General features: G+C 59.1%; 20 protein-coding genes. 5 read left to right on the top strand and 15 right to left on the bottom strand.

The window, feature by feature from the left end; all coding sequences use genetic code 11:
- Positions 1-8 precede the first annotated feature (8 nt).
- Positions 9-1,172: an acetyl-CoA C-acyltransferase FadA gene (gene fadA, locus CBW22_RS10190; protein ID WP_088516581.1), complete on the top strand. Its 1,164-nt coding sequence runs from the start codon at positions 9-11 to the stop codon at positions 1,170-1,172.
- 88 nt (positions 1,173-1,260) lie between these two features.
- Here the strand turns inward: fadA and fre are convergent, their stop codons facing one another.
- The 3 genes from fre to pepE all read right to left on the bottom strand — a co-directional run bounded on the left by fre (position 1,261) and on the right by pepE (position 4,283).
- A complete protein-coding gene (fre, locus tag CBW22_RS10185; RefSeq protein WP_021506940.1) occupies positions 1,261-1,962 on the bottom strand; it encodes an NAD(P)H-flavin reductase in 702 nt (233 codons plus the stop codon).
- 31 nt (positions 1,963-1,993) lie between these two features.
- The gene (gene ubiD / locus CBW22_RS10180) at positions 1,994-3,478 is read right to left on the bottom strand and encodes a 4-hydroxy-3-polyprenylbenzoate decarboxylase (protein ID WP_021506941.1); all 1,485 of its coding nucleotides are present in this window, start codon (positions 3,476-3,478) and stop codon (positions 1,994-1,996) included.
- A 73-nt stretch (positions 3,479-3,551) separates the two neighbouring features.
- A complete protein-coding gene (gene pepE, locus CBW22_RS10175) occupies positions 3,552-4,283 on the bottom strand; it encodes a dipeptidase PepE (RefSeq protein WP_058758126.1) in 732 nt (243 codons plus the stop codon).
- Positions 4,284-4,492: 209 nt separating this feature from the next.
- On the opposite strand from pepE, the gene rfaH reads away from it, so the two are divergent.
- Entirely contained in the window at positions 4,493-4,981 is a 489-nt protein-coding gene (gene rfaH, locus CBW22_RS10170) for a transcription/translation regulatory transformer protein RfaH (RefSeq protein ID WP_031279607.1), read from the top strand.
- Here rfaH and tatD read toward each other — a convergent pair.
- The 10 genes from tatD to udp all read right to left on the bottom strand — a co-directional run bounded on the left by tatD (position 4,978) and on the right by udp (position 14,364).
- Positions 4,978-5,760: a 3'-5' ssDNA/RNA exonuclease TatD gene (gene tatD / locus CBW22_RS10165; protein ID WP_058758125.1), complete on the bottom strand. Its 783-nt coding sequence runs from the start codon at positions 5,758-5,760 to the stop codon at positions 4,978-4,980. The two genes, rfaH and tatD, sit on opposite strands and share 4 nt — an antisense overlap.
- A gap of 107 nt (positions 5,761-5,867) precedes the next feature.
- Positions 5,868-6,629 (bottom strand): Sec-independent protein translocase subunit TatC, encoded by a 762-nt coding sequence (tatC, locus tag CBW22_RS10160; protein WP_021506945.1) that lies wholly within the window; start codon positions 6,627-6,629, stop codon positions 5,868-5,870.
- Positions 6,630-6,631: 2 nt separating this feature from the next.
- Positions 6,632-7,159: a Sec-independent protein translocase protein TatB gene (gene tatB / locus CBW22_RS10155; RefSeq protein ID WP_088516580.1), complete on the bottom strand. Its 528-nt coding sequence runs from the start codon at positions 7,157-7,159 to the stop codon at positions 6,632-6,634.
- A 9-nt stretch (positions 7,160-7,168) separates the two neighbouring features.
- Positions 7,169-7,411 (bottom strand): Sec-independent protein translocase subunit TatA, encoded by a 243-nt coding sequence (gene tatA, locus CBW22_RS10150; protein WP_010618194.1) that lies wholly within the window; start codon positions 7,409-7,411, stop codon positions 7,169-7,171.
- 110 nt (positions 7,412-7,521) lie between these two features.
- Positions 7,522-9,159 (bottom strand): ubiquinone biosynthesis regulatory protein kinase UbiB, encoded by a 1,638-nt coding sequence (gene ubiB / locus CBW22_RS10145; protein WP_021506947.1) that lies wholly within the window; start codon positions 9,157-9,159, stop codon positions 7,522-7,524.
- Positions 9,156-9,761, bottom strand: a complete 606-nt coding sequence (ubiJ, locus tag CBW22_RS10140; protein ID WP_059012365.1) for a ubiquinone biosynthesis protein UbiJ — start codon at positions 9,759-9,761, stop codon at positions 9,156-9,158. Before ubiJ ends, ubiB begins: the two co-directional genes overlap by 4 nt.
- A 6-nt stretch (positions 9,762-9,767) precedes the next feature.
- A complete protein-coding gene (gene ubiE, locus CBW22_RS10135; RefSeq protein WP_021506949.1) occupies positions 9,768-10,526 on the bottom strand; it encodes a bifunctional demethylmenaquinone methyltransferase/2-methoxy-6-polyprenyl-1,4-benzoquinol methylase UbiE in 759 nt (252 codons plus the stop codon).
- A 75-nt stretch (positions 10,527-10,601) separates the two neighbouring features.
- The gene (rmuC, locus tag CBW22_RS10130) at positions 10,602-12,113 is read right to left on the bottom strand and encodes a DNA recombination protein RmuC (protein WP_021506950.1); all 1,512 of its coding nucleotides are present in this window, start codon (positions 12,111-12,113) and stop codon (positions 10,602-10,604) included.
- A 117-nt stretch (positions 12,114-12,230) separates the two neighbouring features.
- Positions 12,231-13,502, bottom strand: a complete 1,272-nt coding sequence (locus CBW22_RS10125; protein WP_088516579.1) for a hypothetical protein — start codon at positions 13,500-13,502, stop codon at positions 12,231-12,233.
- A gap of 100 nt (positions 13,503-13,602) precedes the next feature.
- Positions 13,603-14,364, bottom strand: coding sequence for a uridine phosphorylase (udp, locus tag CBW22_RS10120; RefSeq protein ID WP_021506952.1), 762 nt, complete (start codon positions 14,362-14,364; stop codon positions 13,603-13,605).
- A gap of 301 nt (positions 14,365-14,665) precedes the next feature.
- Here udp and CBW22_RS10115 point away from each other — a divergent pair, with 301 nt between their 5' ends.
- Positions 14,666-15,505: a dienelactone hydrolase family protein gene (locus CBW22_RS10115; RefSeq protein ID WP_021506953.1), complete on the top strand. Its 840-nt coding sequence runs from the start codon at positions 14,666-14,668 to the stop codon at positions 15,503-15,505.
- Positions 15,506-15,558: 53 nt separating this feature from the next.
- On the opposite strand, the gene metE is transcribed toward CBW22_RS10115, so the two are convergent.
- Positions 15,559-17,829, bottom strand: a complete 2,271-nt coding sequence (gene metE / locus CBW22_RS10110) for a 5-methyltetrahydropteroyltriglutamate--homocysteine S-methyltransferase (RefSeq protein WP_088516578.1) — start codon at positions 17,827-17,829, stop codon at positions 15,559-15,561.
- A gap of 226 nt (positions 17,830-18,055) precedes the next feature.
- On the opposite strand from metE, the gene metR reads away from it, so the two are divergent.
- Both metR and CBW22_RS10100 read left to right on the top strand, forming a co-directional pair.
- Positions 18,056-18,988: an HTH-type transcriptional regulator MetR gene (gene metR / locus CBW22_RS10105; RefSeq protein WP_021506955.1), complete on the top strand. Its 933-nt coding sequence runs from the start codon at positions 18,056-18,058 to the stop codon at positions 18,986-18,988.
- A gap of 90 nt (positions 18,989-19,078) precedes the next feature.
- A complete protein-coding gene (locus CBW22_RS10100; protein ID WP_021506956.1) occupies positions 19,079-19,561 on the top strand; it encodes a DUF1456 family protein in 483 nt (160 codons plus the stop codon).
- Here CBW22_RS10100 and CBW22_RS10095 read toward each other — a convergent pair.
- Complete coding sequence (locus tag CBW22_RS10095; protein WP_088516577.1) at positions 19,558-20,436, bottom strand: carboxylate/amino acid/amine transporter; 879 nt, start codon at positions 20,434-20,436, stop codon at positions 19,558-19,560. The genes CBW22_RS10100 and CBW22_RS10095 overlap by 4 nt on opposite strands.
- Between the last annotated feature and the right edge of the window lie 39 nt (positions 20,437-20,475).

Genomic DNA, 20,475 nt, shown 5'->3' with positions numbered 1-20,475 from the left:
TAATGAACATGGAAAACGTAGTGATTGTTGATGCCGTGCGCACGCCGATGGGCCGTTCCAAAGGCGGCGCCTTTCGCCAGGTGCGCGCCGAGGATCTCTCCGCCCATCTGATGCGCGAACTCCTCAGCCGCAATCCGGCCGTCGATGCCGCCGCGCTGGATGACATTATCTGGGGCTGCGTGCAGCAGACGCTGGAACAGGGCTTTAATATCGCCCGCAACGCCGCGCTGCTGGCGGAGATCCCGCATCGCGTGCCGGCCAGCACCGTCAATCGCCTGTGCGGCTCGTCCATGCAGGCGCTGCACGATGCGGCGCGCGCGATTATGGTCGGCGATGCCCACAGCTGTCTGATTGGCGGCGTGGAACATATGGGCCACGTACCGATGAACCACGGCGTGGATTTTCATCCCGGCCTGGGGCGTACCGTGGCGAAAGCGGCGGGCATGATGGGGCTGACCGCCGAGATGCTGGCGCGCATGCACCACATCAGCCGTGAACAGCAGGACGCTTTTGCGCTGCGTTCACACCAGCGCGCTGCGTCCGCCACTCAGCGCGGTGATTTCAAACGCGAAATCGTGCCGACCTACGGCCACGATGCCGATGGCGTGCTGAAACGCTATGACAGCGATGAAGTGATTCGCGAAGACACCAGCCTTGAAGGCTTAGCCGCGCTGCGTCCGGCGTTCGATCCGGTCAACGGCACGGTTACCGCCGGCAGTTCGTCGGCGCTGTCCGACGGCGCGGCCGCCATGCTAATCATGAGCGAAAGCCGGGCGCGCGAACTGGGGCTGTCGCCGCGCGCACGCATCCGCAGCATGGCGGTGGTCGGCTGCGATCCGTCGATCATGGGTTACGGTCCGGTACCGGCCAGTAAGCTGGCGCTGAAGCGCGCCGGGCTGAGCGTGCAGGATATCGATCTGTTCGAGCTCAATGAAGCCTTCGCCGCGCAGACGCTGCCGTGCCTGAAAGATTTAGGGCTGCTGGAGCAGCTGGATGAGAAAGTGAACCTTAACGGCGGCGCAATCGCACTCGGGCATCCGCTGGGATGTTCCGGTGCGCGTATCAGCACCACGTTGCTGAATCTGATGGAGCGTCGCGATGCACAGTTTGGTCTGGCAACCATGTGCATTGGCTTAGGCCAGGGCATCGCGACGGTATTCGAACGGGTTTAATACGTTGACCACTACACTTGCACGTGTTCCCGCCCAACCGGGCGGGCTTTTTTTTGCAGCAGCTCGTGCATGCGCACCGCGTCACACATCAGATAAAGGCAAATGCATCGCCATACATCTGCGCTTCTAACGCACCACGCTCGGCACAGAAACGCTCGCGGGCAATTTTTGCCATCTCAAACCGGCCAGCAATATAGATATCGTGTCCGCTCAGGCTGGCATAATCCTGCATTACTGCGGTCAGCACCGTGCCGCTGCGCCCCTGCCAGTCCTCCGCCGGCTGCTCCACCACCGGAATCACTTTCAGGTTCGGATGCTTCACCGCCAGCGCATTGAGCTCATCCAGATCGTACAGATGTCTCAGCTCGCGGCCGCCCCAGTAGATAGCGATATCGCGATCCGGCTGCTGCGCCAGCGCGGTCAGCAGAATCGAACGCGCATAGGAGAAGCCGGTGCCGCCGGCAATCAGCACAATCGGCCGCGCGCTGTCTTCACGCAGCCAGGCGTCGCCGTGCGGCATATCCACGGTGATCTGCCGATCATTTTTGATGCGATCCATCACCGCCATGGCGTACAGGTTCAGCTCTGAGGCACCAATGTGCAGCTCAATGATGTCCTTTTCCATTGGCGTCGATGCCAGCGAAAACGGGCGCTTGTCGCGCTCATCCATCACCACCATCAGATACTGGCCGGCGCGGAAGCTAAAATCCGCCGCCGGAATTAACCGCACGCGGTAAACCGTGTCCGTAATTGCTTCAACCGAAGTCACTTTGCAGCTTAACGTCGTCATAGGTGCCCTTTTTTATGGTTCTCAGCCGCCGTCAGCGCTGCGGCGGCTCGGCAAAGATCGCTAACTCATCCCAGATTGCATCAATTCGTGCCGTAACCGCAGGATCTTTCACAATCGGCGTCCCCCATTCACGCTGGGTTTCACCCGGCCACTTGTTGGTGGCATCCAGTCCCATCTTCGAGCCAAGCCCGGAAACCGGCGAAGCGAAGTCGAGATAGTCAATTGGCGTGTTTTCTACCAGTACCGTATCGCGCGCCGGATCCATCCGCGTGGTGATGGCCCAAATCACGTCGTTCCAGTCACGCGCGTTGACGTCATCGTCACACACAATCACAAACTTGGTGTACATAAACTGGCGCAGGAACGACCACACGCCGAACATCACGCGCTTGGCGTGACCGGCATACTGTTTTTTAATCGTCACTACCGCGAGGCGATAAGAGCAACCTTCCGGCGGCAGATAGAAATCCACAATCTCCGGGAACTGTTTGATCAGAATCGGCACCAGCACTTCGTTCAGCGCCACGCCCAGTACCGCGGGCTCATCCGGCGGACGGCCGGTGTAGGTGGAGTGGTAAATCGGGTTGCGTCGCTGGGTCACGTGCGTCACGGTAAACACCGGGAAGCTGTCTACTTCATTGTAGTAGCCGGTGTGATCGCCGTACGGCCCTTCCGGCGCCATGTCACCCGGTTCGATGTAGCCTTCCAGCACGATTTCGGCGCTGGCCGGCACTTCCAGATCGTTCGAGACGCACTTTACCACCTCGGTTTTGTTGCCGCGCAGCAGACCGGCAAACGCATATTCCGATAGCGTATCCGGCACCGGCGTCACCGCACCAAGAATGGTGGCCGGATCGGCGCCCAGCGCCACCGCCACCGGGAAGCGTTCACCGGGATGCGCTTTGCACCACTCCTGAAAATCCAGCGCGCCACCGCGATGCGACAGCCAGCGCATGATCACCCGGTTTTTACCAATCACCTGCTGACGATAAATGCCGAGATTCTGCCGCTCTTTATGCGGTCCACGCGAGACGGTTAAACCCCAGGTAATCAGCGGCGCCGCATCGCCCGGCCAGCATTTCATGACCGGGATGCGCGCCAGATCGACCTCGTCACCGCTGAAAATCTCTTCCTGACACGGCGCATTACGCAGCCGTTTGGTCGGCATGTTCAGCACCTGTTTGAACTGCGGCATCTTATCGAACAGATCGCGAAACCCTTTCGGCGGCTCCGGCTCTTTCAGAAACGCCAGCAGCTTACCCACCTCGCGCAGCGCGCTGACCTCTTCCTGGCCCATACCCATTGCCACGCGCTTCGGCGTGCCAAACAGGTTGCACAGCACCGGCATGCTGTAGCCCTTCGGGTTTTCGAACAGCAGCGCCGGGCCACCGGCCCGCAGCGTGCGGTCGGCGATTTCGGTCATCTCGAGGACAGGATCGATCTCCTGAGTGATGCGCTTTAACTCGCCGCGCTGTTCCAGCAGCGCGAGAAAGTCTCGTAAATCCTGATATTTCATGCGGCGTTAGTCTTCCGGCCAGAGTGAAGCGTCATTATAAGTTTGTTCACGCCAGCGTGTTTGAGTTTCTGCGTCAGGCGGGCTGACAGGAAAACGGCACCAGCGACTGCAGGGCCAGCACATCGTGATAAGCGGCAATCGCTTCACCGTGACGGAACACTTTGAAATCTTCACCGCGCGCGCTGTAGTAGCGCAGACGGTTCTCACTGACGTGCAGGAAGCTGGCTTCACGCAGCGCAATCACCGACTCCTGCGGATTCACCGCGCAGAACTCGGCCAGACGCTCATCACGGGTTTCGCCCATATGGCCGCTGACGTGCGCATCAAGATAGTGAGGATTGATTTGCACCGGGAACAGCCCCAGCGCAGGCAGCACCACGCTGCTGCGTACCGGCATATCATTGGTGGTGCGAATCGACGGCGTCGCCACGTTGCAGCCCGCGCTCCAGCCAACGTAAGGGACGTCGCGCTCGCGCACTGCGCGCTGAATCGCCACGATCAGCCCCTGCTCGTGCAGCATCTGGTTCAGCAGCCAGGTATTGCCGCCGCTCACCAGAATCAGCTCCGCCTGCTCAATGGCCGCAACCGGTGTCTCGAACTCGTGTACCGTGCGCACCGGAATGCCCAGTGACTGAGACAACGCCTGCGCACGCTGGGCGTGATCGTCACGAATAATGGCGTAGGGCACCAGCACCGCCGAGGTGATGCCGCGCTGGGCAATCATCGCGTGCAACTGCGGATGCGCATAGCTCAGCAGCGGCGCATCGTCGGCCACTTTGCCATTGCTCAGTAAAAACAGTTCCATCAGCCCGTCCTTTTTCTTCGTCTAATGGGTTGGCAGTCTGATACAGATGATCGCCAGACGTCAATTTTCTTGCTGAAAAGCGTTAGTTCGCCGCACCAATCGGAAAATTCGTAGAGATTTTTCTTGTGTGACCGGGTTTCCGGCCGCCGATGCGCTATAACTCTGACAACAGGTTTGTTATTCTTAGCGTCCATTATTTGGGAGCAGTTATGGAATCCTGGTACTTACTCTATTGCAAACGTGGTCAGCTGTTGCGCGCGAAGGAGCATCTTGAGCGGCAGGAGGTGAATTGCCTCAGCCCGATGATCGCTCTGGAGAAGATTGTGCGCGGCAAACGCACCACCGTGAGTGAGCCGCTGTTTCCCAACTATCTGTTTATCGAATTCGATCCGGAAGCGATTCACACCACCACCATCAGCAGCACGCGTGGCGTCAGCCACTTTGTGCGCTTTGGCGCCATGCCCGCGACGGTGCCGTATGAAGTGATCGAAGCGCTGCAAACCGATGCGCCGCAGATCCTGCTGGATCCGGAAACGCCGCAGGTCGGTGATGAAGTGCTGATCACCGACGGCACCTTTGAAGGGCTGCGCGCTATCTTTGCCGAGCCCGATGGTGAAACCCGCTCAATCCTGCTGCTTAACCTGCTGAATAAACAGGTGATGCGCAGCGTGGACAACAAGCAGTTCCGTAAGGTTTAAGCCAGCCTGAATAGCTGACGTGCGTTGTGGTCGACGCGTGCCGCCAGTGCGTCTGGCTGTTCACCACGCCAGTGCGCCACCTGCTGAACGATATGCGGCAGAAAGCAGGGTTCGTTACGGCGCGAGGTCGGACGCGGACGCATATCGCGCGGCAGCAGATAGGGCGCGTCCGTCTCCAGCAGCAGACGATCTGCCGGAATCAGCGGCAGCATGTCACGCAGCGCCATTCCGCGCCGTTCATCGCACACCCAGCCGGTAATGCCCACCGATAAACCCAGCGCCAGGCAGGCTTCCAGCTCGTCACGCGTGCCGGTAAAACAGTGCACCACCGCGCCCACCAGTTTCGGCAGCCACGGCTGCAGCACCGCCAGAAAACGTTCATGCGCCTCACGACAGTGTAAAAACACCGGCAGCTGCAGTTCTGCCGCCAGCTGGAGCTGCGCATCAAACGCGTACTCCTGCTGCTCGTGCGCGGAAAGATTCCGGTTGAAGTCGAGTCCGCATTCACCAATCGCGACCACCTGCTCGCTGTCAGCCAGGCGGCGCAGCGTACTGGCGGTTTCCGCCGACCACTCGCTGGCATGATGCGGGTGCACGCCGGCGGTCGACCAGCAGTAGCCCGCGTGCCGGGTCGCCAGCTGACGCGCCTGCTGGCTCTCCAGGGCATTGGTGCCGGTGATTAACAGGCCGGTGACGCCTGCTTCGCGCGCGCGTTTTACCACCTGATCGCGATCTTTTGCGAATTGCGTGCTGGTCAGGTTTACACCGATATCAAACATGTTTGCTCCCCATTCCGTCTTAAAGCGACGGATAGAAAAACCGCCCGGCAGGCGGGCGGTTAAGATTCATCATCACCCCATCAGCGGGATGCCCTGCATAAAAGACATCAGGCGTCGGGGTTCTGTTCCTCGTCGTCTGCCGCCTGACGTCCTTTACCCACATAGTAGCGGGAGAAGAATACGCCGACTTCAAACAGGCAGTACATCGGAATAGCGAGCAAAGTTTGCGAGAAAACGTCCGGCGGTGTGAGCAACATCCCAACCACGAACGCGCCGACCAGAATATACGGCCGTTTCTTTTTCAGATCGTCCGGGCTGGTAATGCCGGTCCAGCACAGCAGCACGATGGCAATCGGCACCTCAAACGCCACGCCAAACGCCATGAACAGCGTCATGACAAAGTCGAGGTAGTTAGTGATGTCCGTGGCGATGGTGACGCCCTGCGGCGCGGTTTTGGCGAAGAAGCCAAACGCCAGCGGGAACACGATGAAGTAGGCAAAGGCCACGCCGACATAAAACAGCAGCGTACTGGAGAACAGCAGCGGCATCACCAGGCGGCGCTCATGGCGATACAGCGCGGGGGCGACAAACGCCCAGACCTGATAAAGAATCACCGGCACCGCAAGAAACACCGACACAATGATGGTCAGTTTGATCGGCGTAAAGAACGGTGAGGCCACGTCGGTGGCGATCATGCTGGCACCGGCGGGCATCTGGCTGATCAGCGGCGCTGCCACCGCGTGATAGATGTCGTTGGCGAAGTAAACCAGACACAGGAAGATAACAAACACCGCGATGATGCAGTTCAGCAGACGTTTGCGCAGCTCAATCAGGTGGCTGATGAGCGGTTGGGTATCTTCAACGGCCATGTTTATCGTTCATCTTTTACGGGAGGAGTGGTCGCAGGCGCGACGGAATCGCTGTGGCTGGTGGCTGGTGCAGGCTGCGGCGCCTGCGCCGGGGCGCTGGCCTGATGCGCCGCGCTGGCCGGCGTCACGACGCTGTGCGGCTCAGCGGGCTGCGGTGCGGCAGCGGGCTGTGGCGCAGCAGCGGGCGGCTGATGAATGGTGTTGGCTTCATCTTCCGCTTTTTCGATATCGATGCTCTGCTGCACCGAGCGCTTCATGGAGTCCGCGGTTTTACGCAGCTCTTCCATGGATTGCTTCAGCTCCGGCGACAGCGTGCCGCGTCCTGCCTCTTCGACCTTTTTCAGGCTGTCCTGCAGCTCCTGCAGTTTCAGCTCCTGCGCCAGTTCGTTCTGCACATTAGCAGCCAGCGAGCGAATGGCTCGGATCCAGCCAACGACGGTTTTCACCGCAACCGGTAAGCGCTGCGGGCCCAGAACAATCAGCCCGATCACGAACACCAATACCAGTTCACTAAAACCAATATCGAACACAGTTTTACCTTACTTGTCCCGGGCGTCGTCTTTGCTCGCCGGGGTGTGCTGTTTGTCTGCCAGTTTGGCGTTGAAGTCAGCGTCCTGCTCTTTCGGTTGATCCTTTTTCTCGTCTTCATCGCTCATGGCTTTTTTGAAGCCGCGAATGGAAGAGCCTAAATCCGAACCCAGGTTACGAAGCTTATTGGTACCGAACAGAAGTACAACAATGACGGCAATGATTAACAATTGCCAAATACTGATACCGCCCATGAGATATGCCTCTAATATTCTGTGAAAAACGGTTAACTGTAACGCACAGAAAGTCCGTTTTTACCCGGACTTAAGCCTGCGACATTACGCGATTTGCACCAGGCAGACAATCAGTTTGTCTTGCGCCAGCCGATGAGCCAGGTGACGATGCCGGCGGCCATTAACAGCGCCGGGAAGAAGTCCCAGTCAGGCCGGCTCAACAGCACGGCGGTGCCACTTAATAACAGTGTAGCCCCGACGCCAAACAGATAACGTGCCTGATGATGACGGGTGCGCTGCGCGTTCAAATCGGTGACGAGTTTATCGACACTGTGCTGCAATAACTTGTGCTGGCGCATACTGTCGTAAAAAAGCTCCGGCAGCTCCGGCAGTTTCTCCGCCCAGAACGGCGCCTTCTCTTTCACCGCCCGCAGGATGGCCGGAATGCCGATCTGATCCTTAATCCAGTCCTCCAGGAACGGCTTGGCGGTTTTCCACAGATCGAGCTGCGGATAGAGCTGACGACCAATGCCCTCGATGTACAGCAGGGTTTTCTGCAGCAGCACCAGCTGCGGCTGCACTTCCATATTGAAACGGCGCGCTGTGTTGAACAGATTGAGCAGCACGTGACCAAAGGAGATTTCCGCCAGCGGCTTTTCGAAAATCGGCTCGCACACGGTGCGAATCGCGAACTCAAAATCTTCCACGTTGGTATCCGGCGGTACCCAGCCCGAGTCGACGTGCAGCTCGGCCACTTTGCGGTAGTCGCGGTTGAAGAAGGCGATGAAGTTTTCCGCCAGGTAGCGCTTATCTTCTTTGTTCAGCGAGCCAACGATGCCGCAGTCAATGCCGATATACTGCGGATCTTCCGGATGCTCGTAGCTGACGAAGATGTTGCCGGGATGCATATCGGCGTGGAAGAAGCTGTCGCGGAACACTTGGGTGAAGAACACCTGCACGCCGCGTTCGGCCAGCAGCTTCATGTTGACGCCGTGCTGCTCCAGCGTGGCGACGTCGGAGATAGGAATGCCGTAAATGCGCTCCATCACCAGCATGGTTTCGCTGCAGTAGTCGGAAAACACTTCCGGCACGTACAGCATGCGGCTCTGGTCAAAGTTGCGGCGCAGCTGAATCGCATTGGCAGCTTCACGCAGCAGATTGAGTTCATCAATCAGCGTTTTTTCGTAGTCGCGCACCACTTCCATCGGACGCAGACGGCGACCGTCCGGCAGCAGACGTGGCACCCAGCGCGCCAGGCGGTAAATCAGCTTCATGTCAGCTTTGATCACCGGCAGGATATCCGGGCGAATCACTTTGATCACCACTTCGCGGCCGTTGGATTTCAGCGTCGCGGTATGCACCTGGGCGATCGAAGCCGATGCCAGCGGTTTGATATCAAAGTCGTCGAACCAGGTTTCCACCGGGCCGCCAATCGAACGCTCAATCTGCGCTTTGGCTTTCACGCCGTCGAACGGCGCCACGCGGTCCTGCAGAATCGCCAGCTCATCGGCAATTTTCGGCGGGAACAGGTCGCGCCGCGTCGAGAGCATCTGACCGAACTTGATCCAAACCGGACCGAGCTGCTCCATGGCCAGACGCAGACGGATGCCCATCTCGGCTTCTTTGTGCCGGTTGGGGATCCAGAAAACACAGCGCCGCCACAGCCGCAGCGGCAGCGTAATGCGCATATGCGGAATCAGTTCATCCAGCCCGTAGGTCAGAAAAACTTTGATAATGAAGTATAAGCGCCGAATTTCTCCCAGCGTCATTTCGCCTCCAGCTGTGCCAAACGCGCCTCAAACGCATTAAGCGCACGTTCCATCGCTTCTACCTCCTCACAAAACCACGCCTGCTCCAGCGCCCCCGGTGCCACGCGCCACTCTTCGGTCAGCACCTGCCCCAGATAATCCTGACGGCGGGTGACCTGCTGTTTGAGCTGGGCCAGCGCACGCTGAGCGGCCTGGCTGATGCCCTGTGCCGCAATGTCGCCCACCCACGGCGCGAGATATTCGGCCGGGTCGAGTTCAGCCAGATCCATCAGCGCGGAGAATTGCTGTACCACCTGCAGATCGCCTTCCACGTCCAGCTCACCGCTGCGAATCAGGCTGGTCAGCTGCTGACGATCGCGCAGCTTAGGCAGCGTGCTGAAACGCAGGCTGACGTTACAGTCGCTGCGGTCCTGCCAGTCACTCAGCACATCCAGCTGGTTTTCACTGAACACCAGCACCAGCGGAAAATCCAGCTCCTGCAGGCGCAGTAGCAGGACTTTGCCGGCCAGACGCTGGCGTGCGGTTTTCAGACTGCGATCGCGGTACAACACACGGTTCAGGGCGGTCTCAAGACCGCCGGTGATGAGAGGGGTAAAAGTCATGATTAATCAGAACTTAAAGCCACGATGCAGCGCCACAATGCCGCCGGTCATGTTGTAGTAGCTGGTATTTTCAAAGCCCGCGTCGTTCATCATCGCCTTCAGGGTTTCCTGATCCGGATGCATACGAATCGACTCCGCCAGATAGCGATAGCTCTCCGCGTCTTTTGCCACCAGCTGGCCGATGCGCGGCAGAATGTGGAAAGAGTAAGTGTCGTAGGCTTTGCTCAGCGGATCGAAAACCGGTTTAGAGAACTCCAGCACCAGCAGACGGCCGCCCGGCTTGAGCACGCGGAACATCGACGCCAGCGCCTTCTCTTTTTCGGTCACGTTACGCAGGCCGAAGGAGATGGTGATGCAGTCGAAATAGTTATCCGGGAACGGCAGCGCTTCTGCGTTAGCCTGCACGTAGCTGACGTTGCCGGTTACGCCGAGATTGCGCAGCTTTTCGCGTCCCATCTTCAGCATCGAGCTGTTGATGTCCGCCAGCACCACCTGACCGGTTTCACCGACCAGGCGCGAGAATTTTGCCGTCAGATCGCCGGTACCGCCGGCCAGATCCAGGACGCGCTGACCGCGGCGCACGCCGCTGCTGTCGATGGTAAAACGCTTCCAGACGCGATGGATGCCGAACGACATCAGATCGTTCATCAGATCATATTTCGCCGCGACGGAGTGAAACACGTCCGCGACTTTATCGGCCTTTTCACTTTTGGCGACGGTCTGAAAGCCAAAATGGGTAGTTTCCTGCTGTGATTCATCTGCCATCGGTTTTACCTGTTCCACAAACAATACTTCCCGAAGTGTATCAGAGTCGGGCGATCCGAGCACGCCACCGGCGTGTTATTCGTTGATGCGGCGCAGGGATGCGGCGGAAGAATCTGCCGCATTTTCAGCGGGCTCGCTGTCATCGGCCCATGTATCATCCGCCGCGTCGGGCTGCGCCTGCTCTGCCAGCTGGGGGTTGATGGGCCGTTTGATCTCCACGCCAAGCGCACGAAACGACTCGCTTTGAGCGATCAGGTTGCCGCGCCCCTGCGCCAGCTTTTTCATCGCCAGCTGATAACTCTGCTGCGCTTTGTCGAGGCTATGCCCGATGCCGCTCATGTCATCGACAAACAGCCGCATCTTGTCGTACAAGCGCGCAGCGCGGTCGGCGATGCGCTGGGCATTACGGCTCTGATGCTCATAGCGCCACAGATTATTGATAGTGCGCAGCGCCACCAGCAGCGTGGTCGGGCTGACCAGCATAATGTTTTGCTGCAGCGCTTCGCTGATCAGCTCCGGCTGGCGGTCGATCGCCAGCAGAAACGCCGGTTCGACCGGAATAAACATCAGCACATAATCCAGCGAGCGTAAACCGGGCAATTGTTGATAATCTTTACGCCCCAGCAGCCGGATATGGCCGCGCACTGCGTTGATATGCTCCTGAATCGCCTGTTCGCGCGTCAGCTCATCGTCGGCGTTGAAGTAGCGCTCATAGGCAATCAGCGTCATTTTGGCGTCAATTACCACATCTTTACCCTGCGGCAGACGCACAATCACATCCGGTTGCATACGGCCCTGCTGCTCCAGCTGCACGCTGACCTGAGTCTGGTACTCGTAGCCTTCGCGCAGGCCTGAGGCCTCCAGCACCCGGCTGAGCACCACTTCGCCCCAGTTGCCCTGAATTTTATTGTCGCCCTTCAGCGCTTTGGTGAGGTTGATCGCTTCCTGCGCCATCTGCGCGTTGAGCTGCTGCAGCTGACGAATTTCGTGCGCCAGCGTGTGGCGTTCACGCGCTTCCTGGCCGAAGCTATCGTTGACCTGGCGGCGGAAGCCATCCAGCTGTTCGCGCAGCGGGCCGATCAGGCTGTTGAGGCTCTGCCGGTTCTGCTCGTCGACGCGTTTTCCGCTGTTTTCGAAGATTCGGTTGGCGAGGTTTTCAAACTGCGCACTCAGGCGCTGTTCGCTGTTGGTCAGCAGACGCTGCTTCTCCTCAGCGGCGAAACGCGTCTCTTCTAATCGAATGGTGACTTCCCGCAGTTCGGCTTCCTGCGCGCTGTTAACTTCCAGCTGATTACGCAGCTCGCGGCTGAGCTGCTCACTCTCGGCCCGCCAGTAATCCAGCTGCTGCAGGCGCTCCTGCGCGCCGCTTAGCGTGCCGTGAAGCTGGCGCAGCTCCTGTTCGCGCTGCTGCAGTTGCTGTTGCAGCTGTTCCAGCTGCTGCTGCTGACGCTGCTGCGCCTGTTCCAGCAGGCGGCGTTCGGTGGTGAAGCTGGCGTGCTGATGGCCGGCGCGCAGCTGGGCAATAATCCAGCCAATGCCCAAACCGGCCAGCGCCAGCGCGCCGCTGATGATAAGTTGCTGATCCATAATCCCCCCGCGGATCGTCTCGCTGAGGAGAAGGTAGAGCGCCACTGTATGAATGTCCAGAACATTCATGGCAACCCGCGGATTTTATCGCGGGCGCGATAGGCACCGTCCGGGTAACTACAGGGCGCGTACGGTCAGGTCGCCCGCTTTCCAGGCGTCAATCAGGAAAAACGGCATCGGCAGCACCCATTCGCTGTCGCTTTTCACCTTCGCCGGATAGCACCAGCTGTTGCCGCCGTAGGTCAGCTCCACCTGCTGCTGGCCATTTTCGGCGTTGGCCACTTTGCCGGCCATGCTGGCGAAACCGGCGTTGCTGCCGACGTGGAAGCTGTCGGTCTGCCAGCGAATCGGCGCATGCGCCGGCCACGGCTGCGCGTGGTGGAAGTGAAAGATATCGTCGTGATTGAGGATGCTGTCGCGCACCGTCGGCCACAGCGCTACCTTGAGGAAGTACTGGTCGGTAAAGCGCTCGCTGCCGTCATACTGCGCGATAAAGTCGCGCATCTGCTGCTCCACGTTGTGAAACACGCCGTGACAGCCGCCCCACATGCCGGCCAGCAACAGCTCGGTGTGCGAGTAGTAATCGCGCATGTGGTGGAACCAGAATGGCGAAGCCAGCCAGGCTTCGACGGCCGCCACTTCGCGCTCTGACAGCAGCGAATCCGCATCGCGCACGATGTAGCGTTTTACGCTGGCATCGTCCATCACCAGAAAGCGCCACAGCGTAGGGAAAATGGTTTTCTCCTGCGACATATCCACCAGTTGGGTGTTTGGCTGGGTCAGGCGCTGCCACACGTGCTGCGGCACGCTATCGTCGAGATAGATGCGGCACATCCAGTCCGGATAGAGCTCGCGCGCCACCTCAACGTTTTTAATCAGGGTTTCGCAATAGCGCGGCTGACCGCCATACAGGCTGAAGGAGATGATATTTTCTGCCGGATTGCTGCGGTTAATCGGCGCAGGTGCCGGTGCGGGAAAAGTCGCTTTCGCGCCCTGACTGAAACGCACGTCGGATTGGGTGAGCGATTCGAGGCCATAACGCGCCACTTCATCTGTCTTATCCAGCCAGCCACACACTTCCGTCAGGCCATCCAGCCAGGTTTCCGACGCCTGCGCGCGCTGCGCCGCCGGTGCCTGATAGATTTTCTGGTAAATCTTGTAGGATTTTTTATGTTCGCCGACGCGCATCAGCGTCAGCGCGTAGTCGCTGAGCACCTGCATCTGGTTAGGCATGACGCGCAGCACTTCTTCGCAGCATTGGCGCGCCAGAGGATAATCTGACGCGGCCATTGCCTGACGAAAGCGCGCGGCGGCACTCTCAACGCGGGCCTGCATTGCAGCAGGGCGGCTGGTAAAACCCGGACGTGGGACAGAGATCGTTTTGCGCATAGGAAATTTCTCAGAATCGGCTGAAATTGCGCGCATTCTAATCAGGCAATTGCTGAGCTCCCTATAAGCCTGGTCTCGAAATCATTCCCTGACTGGCGCGCTAAAGTAAACGACGCGCGGCATCCACCACAATTTTCACCGCATCGCTTTCTGTCTGCTTCATGGTGGCCGCATCCGGGATCTCTTTTTGCGTGCGATTCACGATGACGCCAGCCACCATGCCGGCACGCAGTCCCTGACTGGCGCACATGGTTAACAGTGTAGCGGATTCCATCTCATAGTTAAGCACGCCCATTTGCTGCCACTCTTTCATCGAGCCCTGGAAGCGGCTCACCACGCGTCCGGAGAAGGTGTCGTAGCGCTCCTGGCCAGGATAGAAGGTGTCTGACGAGGCGGTGACACCAATATGCGTGGTCGCACCGCAGGCTTCTGCCGCGGCCACCAGCGCGGTGGTGCAGGCGAAGTCAGCCACCGCCGGGAATTCCATCGGCGCAAAGTGCAGGCTGGCACCGTCCAGACGGACCGAGGCGGTGGTCACCAGCACATCGCCCACGTTGATGTGTGGCTGAATCGCGCCGGTGGTACCCACACGCAGGAAGGTACGCACGCCCAGCTGCGCCAGCTCTTCAACGGCGATAGAGGTGGACGGACCGCCGATGCCGGTGGAACAGACAACCACCGGTTTGCCGTCGATCTCCGCCAGCCAGGTGGTGAATTCACGATGCGACGCGAGGTGCTGTGGATTCTCCATCAGCGCCGCGATTTTCTTCACGCGCTCCGGATCGCCAGGAACAATCGCCAGCGTGGCTCCTTTCAAATCGGCTTTGGTGATGCCAAGGTGGAAAACGTCAGACTGGGCCATATCAGACTCCTGGAAGATAAGGGGGAATAAGCGCGCCACTTTACGTCAGCGGCCCGGATAAATATGTGACTGAATTCACTATCAATAATGAAAGTTACATTGAACTAAAAATATTGTGTGACTCTAATCACATATTAGCGGTCTGCTGCGCTGAATTGCTACAAGCGGTGCTGTGTAACCGTAAAAGGCAGTGTTAATAGAGAAGCAGATCAGGTTAACCATCCCCCGTACCCTACGCCAGCCTTGCCGTAAGGCCAGGCTATAGTTACGTGATTGCGCACTTGCTAGCACGGAGAGAACCATGAAAACCGAAGACAATATGGCACAAAAATCCGCCACCGACGGCTTTGCGCCAGCGGTGCAGCCCACCGCAGCCAGCACCATCATTACCGCCAGCGATGCCATTCACGCGGGCGAGACGTCCGTGCCGAGCCAGGGTGAGAACCTGCCGGCTTATTATGCTCGTCCGCAACAGTTTAGCGGCACGCTGCCGGTCGTGCTGGTGGTGCAGGAAATTTTCGGCGTGCACGAGCACATCCGCGATCTGTGCCGCCGTCTGGCACTGGAAGGCTATCTCGCCGTGGCGCCGGAGCTCTATTTCCGCGAAGGCGATCCCAACGATTACAACGATATCCCCACCCTGTTCAAAGAGCTGGTGAGCAAAGTGCCGGATTCGCAGGTACTGTCGGATCTCGACCACGTGGCCAACTGGGCGGCGCGCCACGGCGGCGATATCCGTCGTCTGGCGATCACTGGTTTCTGCTGGGGCGGTCGCATCAGCTGGCTGTTTGCCGCCCATAATCCGCAGGTGCGCGCCGCCGCCGCCTGGTACGGTCGTCTGGAGGGCGAGAAAACGCTGAAGCAGCAGAAACATCCTATTGATATTGCAGTGGATTTGAATGCACCGGTGCTGGGCCTGTACGGTGGCCAGGATGAAAGCATTCCACTGGAAAGTATCGATAAGATGCGCCAGGCCCTGCACGCGGCCAATGCCAAAGCCGAGATTGTGGTGTATCCGGAAGCTGGCCACGCCTTCAACGCCGACTATCGTCCGAGCTACCACGCCGATTCCGCACAGGATGGCTGGCAGCGCATGCTGGCGTGGTTTAAGCAGTATGGCGTCGCGCCAAACGCGGAATAAAAAAAGGGGCGCCAGCGCGCCCCAACTCAACAACACAACGTATTATCCTGCCATCAAACGGTTTCGGCGCGCAGCTTCTGCGCCGCTTTCACCATGTTGGCCAGCGCCTGACGCGTTTCACTCCAGCCGCGCGTTTTCAGGCCACAGTCCGGGTTCACCCACAGGCGCTGCTGCGGAATACTCTGCGCCGCTTTGCGCAGCAGATCTTCCATCCACTCCACGCTCGGTACGTTGGGTGAGTGGATGTCATACACGCCCGGCCCGATTTCATTGGGATACTCAAACGCTTTAAACGCATCCAGCAGATCCATATCAGAACGTGAGGTTTCGATAGTGATGACGTCGGCGTCCAGCGCGGCAATCGAATCCATGATGTCGTTAAACTCGCAATAACACATGTGGGTGTGAATCTGCGTCTCGTCCTGCGCCACCGCAGCGTTGAGGCGGAACGCGTCCACCGCCCAGCGCAGGTAGGCTGCCCAGTCAGACTGATGCAGCGGCAAGCCTTCACGCAGCGCCGGTTCGTCAATCTGAATGATGCCGATACCGGCTTTTTCCAGGTCCTGCACTTCGTCGCGCAGCGCCAGCGCAATCTGTTTTGCGATGGTTTCGCGCGTCACGTCCTCCCGCGGGAACGACCAGCACAGGATGGTGACCGGTCCGGTCAGCATGCCCTTCACCGGTTTGTCGGTCAGCGACTGCGCATACTTTGCCCACTCGACGGTGATCGGCTGCGGGCGGCTGACGTCACCAATGATCACCGGCGGCTTAACACAGCGCGAGCCGTAGCTCTGTACCCAGCCGTTCTGCGTGAAAACAAAGCCGTCGAGGTTTTCGCCGAAGTACTCCACCATGTCGTTACGCTCGGCTTCACCATGCACCAGCACGTCGAGCCCCAGACGCTCCTGCTCCGCGATCGCCTGCCGGATGTGTTCCGCGATACCGGTGCGGTAGTGGCCGCCGTCAATGTTGCCTTTTTTGAAGTCGAGGCGCAGGCCGCGGATCTCGGTCGTCTGCGGGAAAGAACCGATGGTGGTGGTAGGCCACGCCGGCAGGTTAAAGCGCTGACGCTGCACCTGAGCACGCACGGTGTAGCTGCTGTTGCGCTCAGTGTCTCTGGCCTGGATTTGCGCCAGACGCTGCGCCACGGCGGGGTTGTGCACGCGAGCAGAGTTTGCCCGGGCGCGAATCGGCGCGCTCCAGGCGTGCAGCGCAGCGGCATCGTGCTGGTTTAGCGCCTTGCTCAGCAGCGACAGCTCCGTACACTTCTGTAACGCAAAGGCGAACCAGCTTTTTACCTCGTCGTCGAGGCGGGTTTCCACGCTCAGATCAATGGGGCTGTGCAGCAGCGAACAGGAGGAACCGATCCACAGCTGCTGACGCTGGCCGATCAGCGGCTGCAGGCGCTCAAACCAGCGGATGAGATCGGCGCGCCAGACGTTACGGCCATTAATTACCCCCAGCGACAGCAGCCAGTCCGCCGGGATCTGTTGGTTGAGCTGCTCAAGGTCGTCTTTGCCGTGCACCAGGTCCACGTGCAGGCCCTGCACCGGCAGCGTTTTGATGACATCAAGATTCTGACCAATGCTGTCAAAGTAGGTGGTCAGCAGCAGTTTCACTTCGCCCTGTAGCGCGTCGTACGCCGGTTTAAACGCCTCGCGCCACGCCTGCGGCAGTTCCAGCGCCAGCGCCGGCTCATCAATCTGCACCCATTCGATGCCGCGCTGACGCAGTTCTGCCAGCACCTGACGGTACACCGGCAGAATGGCCTGCAGCAGCGACAGGCGGTCAAAGGCGTCACCTTTCACCTTACCCAGCCACAAATAGGTCACCGGCCCCAGCAGCACCGGTTTGATGGTGTGGCCGAGCGCCAGCGCTTCATCCACCTCGTCCAGCAGTTGCGTCCAGCTGAGACGGAACTGCTGACCCTGGGTAAATTCCGGCACGATATAGTGATAGTTGGTGTTAAACCATTTGGTCATCTCCGCCGCCGCCGCGGGCTCGCCGCTGGGCGCACGACCGCGGCCGATGCGGAACAGGGTGTCGAGGTCAATCGAGCCGTCTTTATTCTGGTGCCGTGCCGGTACGTTACCGAGCAGCAGACTGGTGGTCAGCACGTGATCGTACCAGGCAAAATCGCCGACCGGCAGCAGATCAACACCGGCGTCTTTCTGCTGCTGCCAGTGACGGGCGCGCAGTTCACGACCCACCGCCAGCAGTTCGTCCTGTGAGCTGTTCCCGGCCCAGTAGCTTTCCTGCGCTTTTTTCAGTTCGCGGCGCAGTCCGACGCGAGGGAAACCGAGAGTATGGTTCAGAATGGTCATGTGAGATTCTCCAGAAGTTGTTCGCTGTGCGACAGTCGCAGCAACCGATTTACGTTCATCCAGCGGGCAATCCTGCCGTGCGCTGAGCGTGTTAGCTGGACAAAGGTAAAGTGGCCGTCGCGTCTGACTGAGATGTTTAGCCGTCCAGATGTTTACACCGCTATAATCTGCGGGTACTGTATGTGTCTCAAGCGCAATTTGTTCAATCTCGATGTGAAGGACTCTCATGATCGAACTCAAACACCTGCGGACGCTGCAGGCGTTACGGCACACCGGCTCGCTGGCTGCCGCCGCCGCCCAGCTTCATCAGACGCAATCGGCGTTGTCTCACCAGTTCAGCGACCTGGAACAGCGGCTGGGCTTCCGGCTGTTCGTGCGTAAGAGCCAGCCGCTCCGTTTTACGCCGCAGGGAGAGATTCTGTTGCAGCTGGCGGAGCAGATTCTGCCGCAGATCCAGCAGGCGCTGCAGGCCTGTCATGAGCCGCATCAGACCACGTTGCGCATCGCTATCGAATGCCACAGCTGCATCCAGTGGCTGACGCCGGCCCTGAACAATTTCCGTCAGAGCTGGCCGCAGGTGGTGATGGACTTCAAATCCGGCGTGACCTTTGATCCGCAGCCGGCGCTGCAGCAGGGCGAACTGGACGTGGTGCTGACGTCCGATATTCTGCCGCGCAGCGGTTTGTTCTATGCGCCGATGTTTGATTTTGAGGTGCGGCTGGTGCTGGCGCCGGATCACCGTCTGGCGCAGCTGGCCCACATCACGCCGGAAGATTTGGCCGATGAGGTGCTGATGATCTATCCGGTACAGCGTCAGCGGCTGGACGTGTGGCGTAACTTCTTACAGCCAGCCGGCGTCAGCCCGGCGCTGAAGAGCGTGGATAATACGCTGCTGCTGATCCAGATGGTGTCGGCCGGCATGGGGATTGCCGCGCTGCCGCACTGGGTGGTAGAGAGCTTTGAGCACCAGGGGCTGGTGGTGACGCGCACGCTGGGCGACGGGTTGTGGAGCCGTTTATACGCGGCGATGCGCGACGGCGAGCAGCGGCAGCCGGTGCTGGAGGCCTTTGTGCGCTTTGCCCGTCAGCACGCCTGCGAGCACCTGCCTTACGTGCGCGATGCCTCGCGCCCCGGTTCCCTGCAGCCGGTCTCGTCCTGATGCCGCGGGCGGCCAATGTCGCCCGTGCTGTTATCCCCGCCCTGCCTGCTCTATAATGCGCCGCCTTAACCGCTACCGGAGAGTTTCACCATGACCAATAACGATGTGCTGCGCAGCGTGCGCTATATGCTGGATTTGAGCGACAGCAAAGTGGTGGAGATTTTTGCGCTGGCGGGCAGTGAAGTACCGCGTGAAGATGTGCAGGCGTGGCTGAAGAAAGATGACGATGAGGCGTTTCGTAAACTGCCGGATGTGCTGATGGGTTACTTCCTCAACGGTCTGATTTTCTACCGTCGTGGCAAAAGCGAAGACGCGCCGGCCCCGTCGGTTGAGCGCCGCATGAACAATAATATCTTTCTCAAGAAGTTACGCATCGCCTTCGCGCTGAAAACCACCGATATCCCGGATATCTTACTGAAGGCTAACTTCAAGGTGTCACAGGCCGAGATCGGCGCGATTTTCCGCAACCCGGATCATAAAAATTATCGCGAGTGCGGTGACCAGATTCTGCGTAACTTCCTGAAAGGCTTAACGCTGATTCAGCGGCCATCGACACCCGCGAAAAAAAGCTAAGCGCCTGAACTGCCGCTTTTGGCCGTGTGTCCCAGTACCCAGCGTTTATGCACGTACAGGGACGCAAAAATCACTATCGCCCCGGCGATAAAGCTCGGCCAGTGCGGCTTCTCCTGCCAGATCGCCAGGTTCACCAGTAATCCTGCCGGCACGTGCATGTTGTTCATAATGCCCAGCGTCCCGGCATCGACCTGGGTCGCGCCGTAGTTCCACATGAAGTAACCCAGTCCGGATGCGGCCACGCCCAGCCACACCAGCACGCCCCACTGCAGCGTGGTGGTCGGCAGCTTGTGCGGATTGCCCCAGATGCACCAGGCGATTACCGCGATCAGCACCGCGCCGAGATAGAACCACGAGAACGCGGTGTGCTGCGGCATTGGACGGACTTCCTGCAGGCGCTTATAGCCCACCATGCCAATCGCAAAGCAGATGTTAGCCGCCTGCACCAGCAGCAGTCCGAACCAGAAATCATCGCTGACTTTGTCGTAGCGGATAATGGCCGCACCGAGCACCGCCAGCAGCGCGCTAAAGGCATAGCCAATGCGCAGCGGGCGCTTGCTGAGCAGGTCATAAATCAGCGTGACATACAGCGGCGTCATCACCGTAAACAGCAGAAATTCCGGCACGCTGAGATAGAGATAAGCCTCGAAGCTGATCAGATACATGATGCCTAATTGCAGCATGCCCACCAGCATATAGAGCAGCAACGTTGAGGCGCGGTAACCGCGCCAGCGCAGAAACGGCAGAAAGACCAGCGCCGCCAGGCCTAAACGCATTAGCACCGAGAACCAGGTATCCACCTGCCCCGCCAGATACTCCCCGATTAAACTAAAAGAAAAAGCCCACAGAATGGTGGTAACGATCAGCAACAGCACGGTTATGCATCCTAAAGTTCAACACTGGCGCTAGTGTAA

This window comes from Pantoea sp. VS1, from assembly GCF_002207995.1.
GTDB lineage: Bacteria > Pseudomonadota > Gammaproteobacteria > Enterobacterales > Enterobacteriaceae > Pantoea > Pantoea dispersa.
The sequence above is the reverse complement of the archived record's forward strand: the minus strand, read 5'-3'. Positions and strand labels throughout refer to the sequence as shown.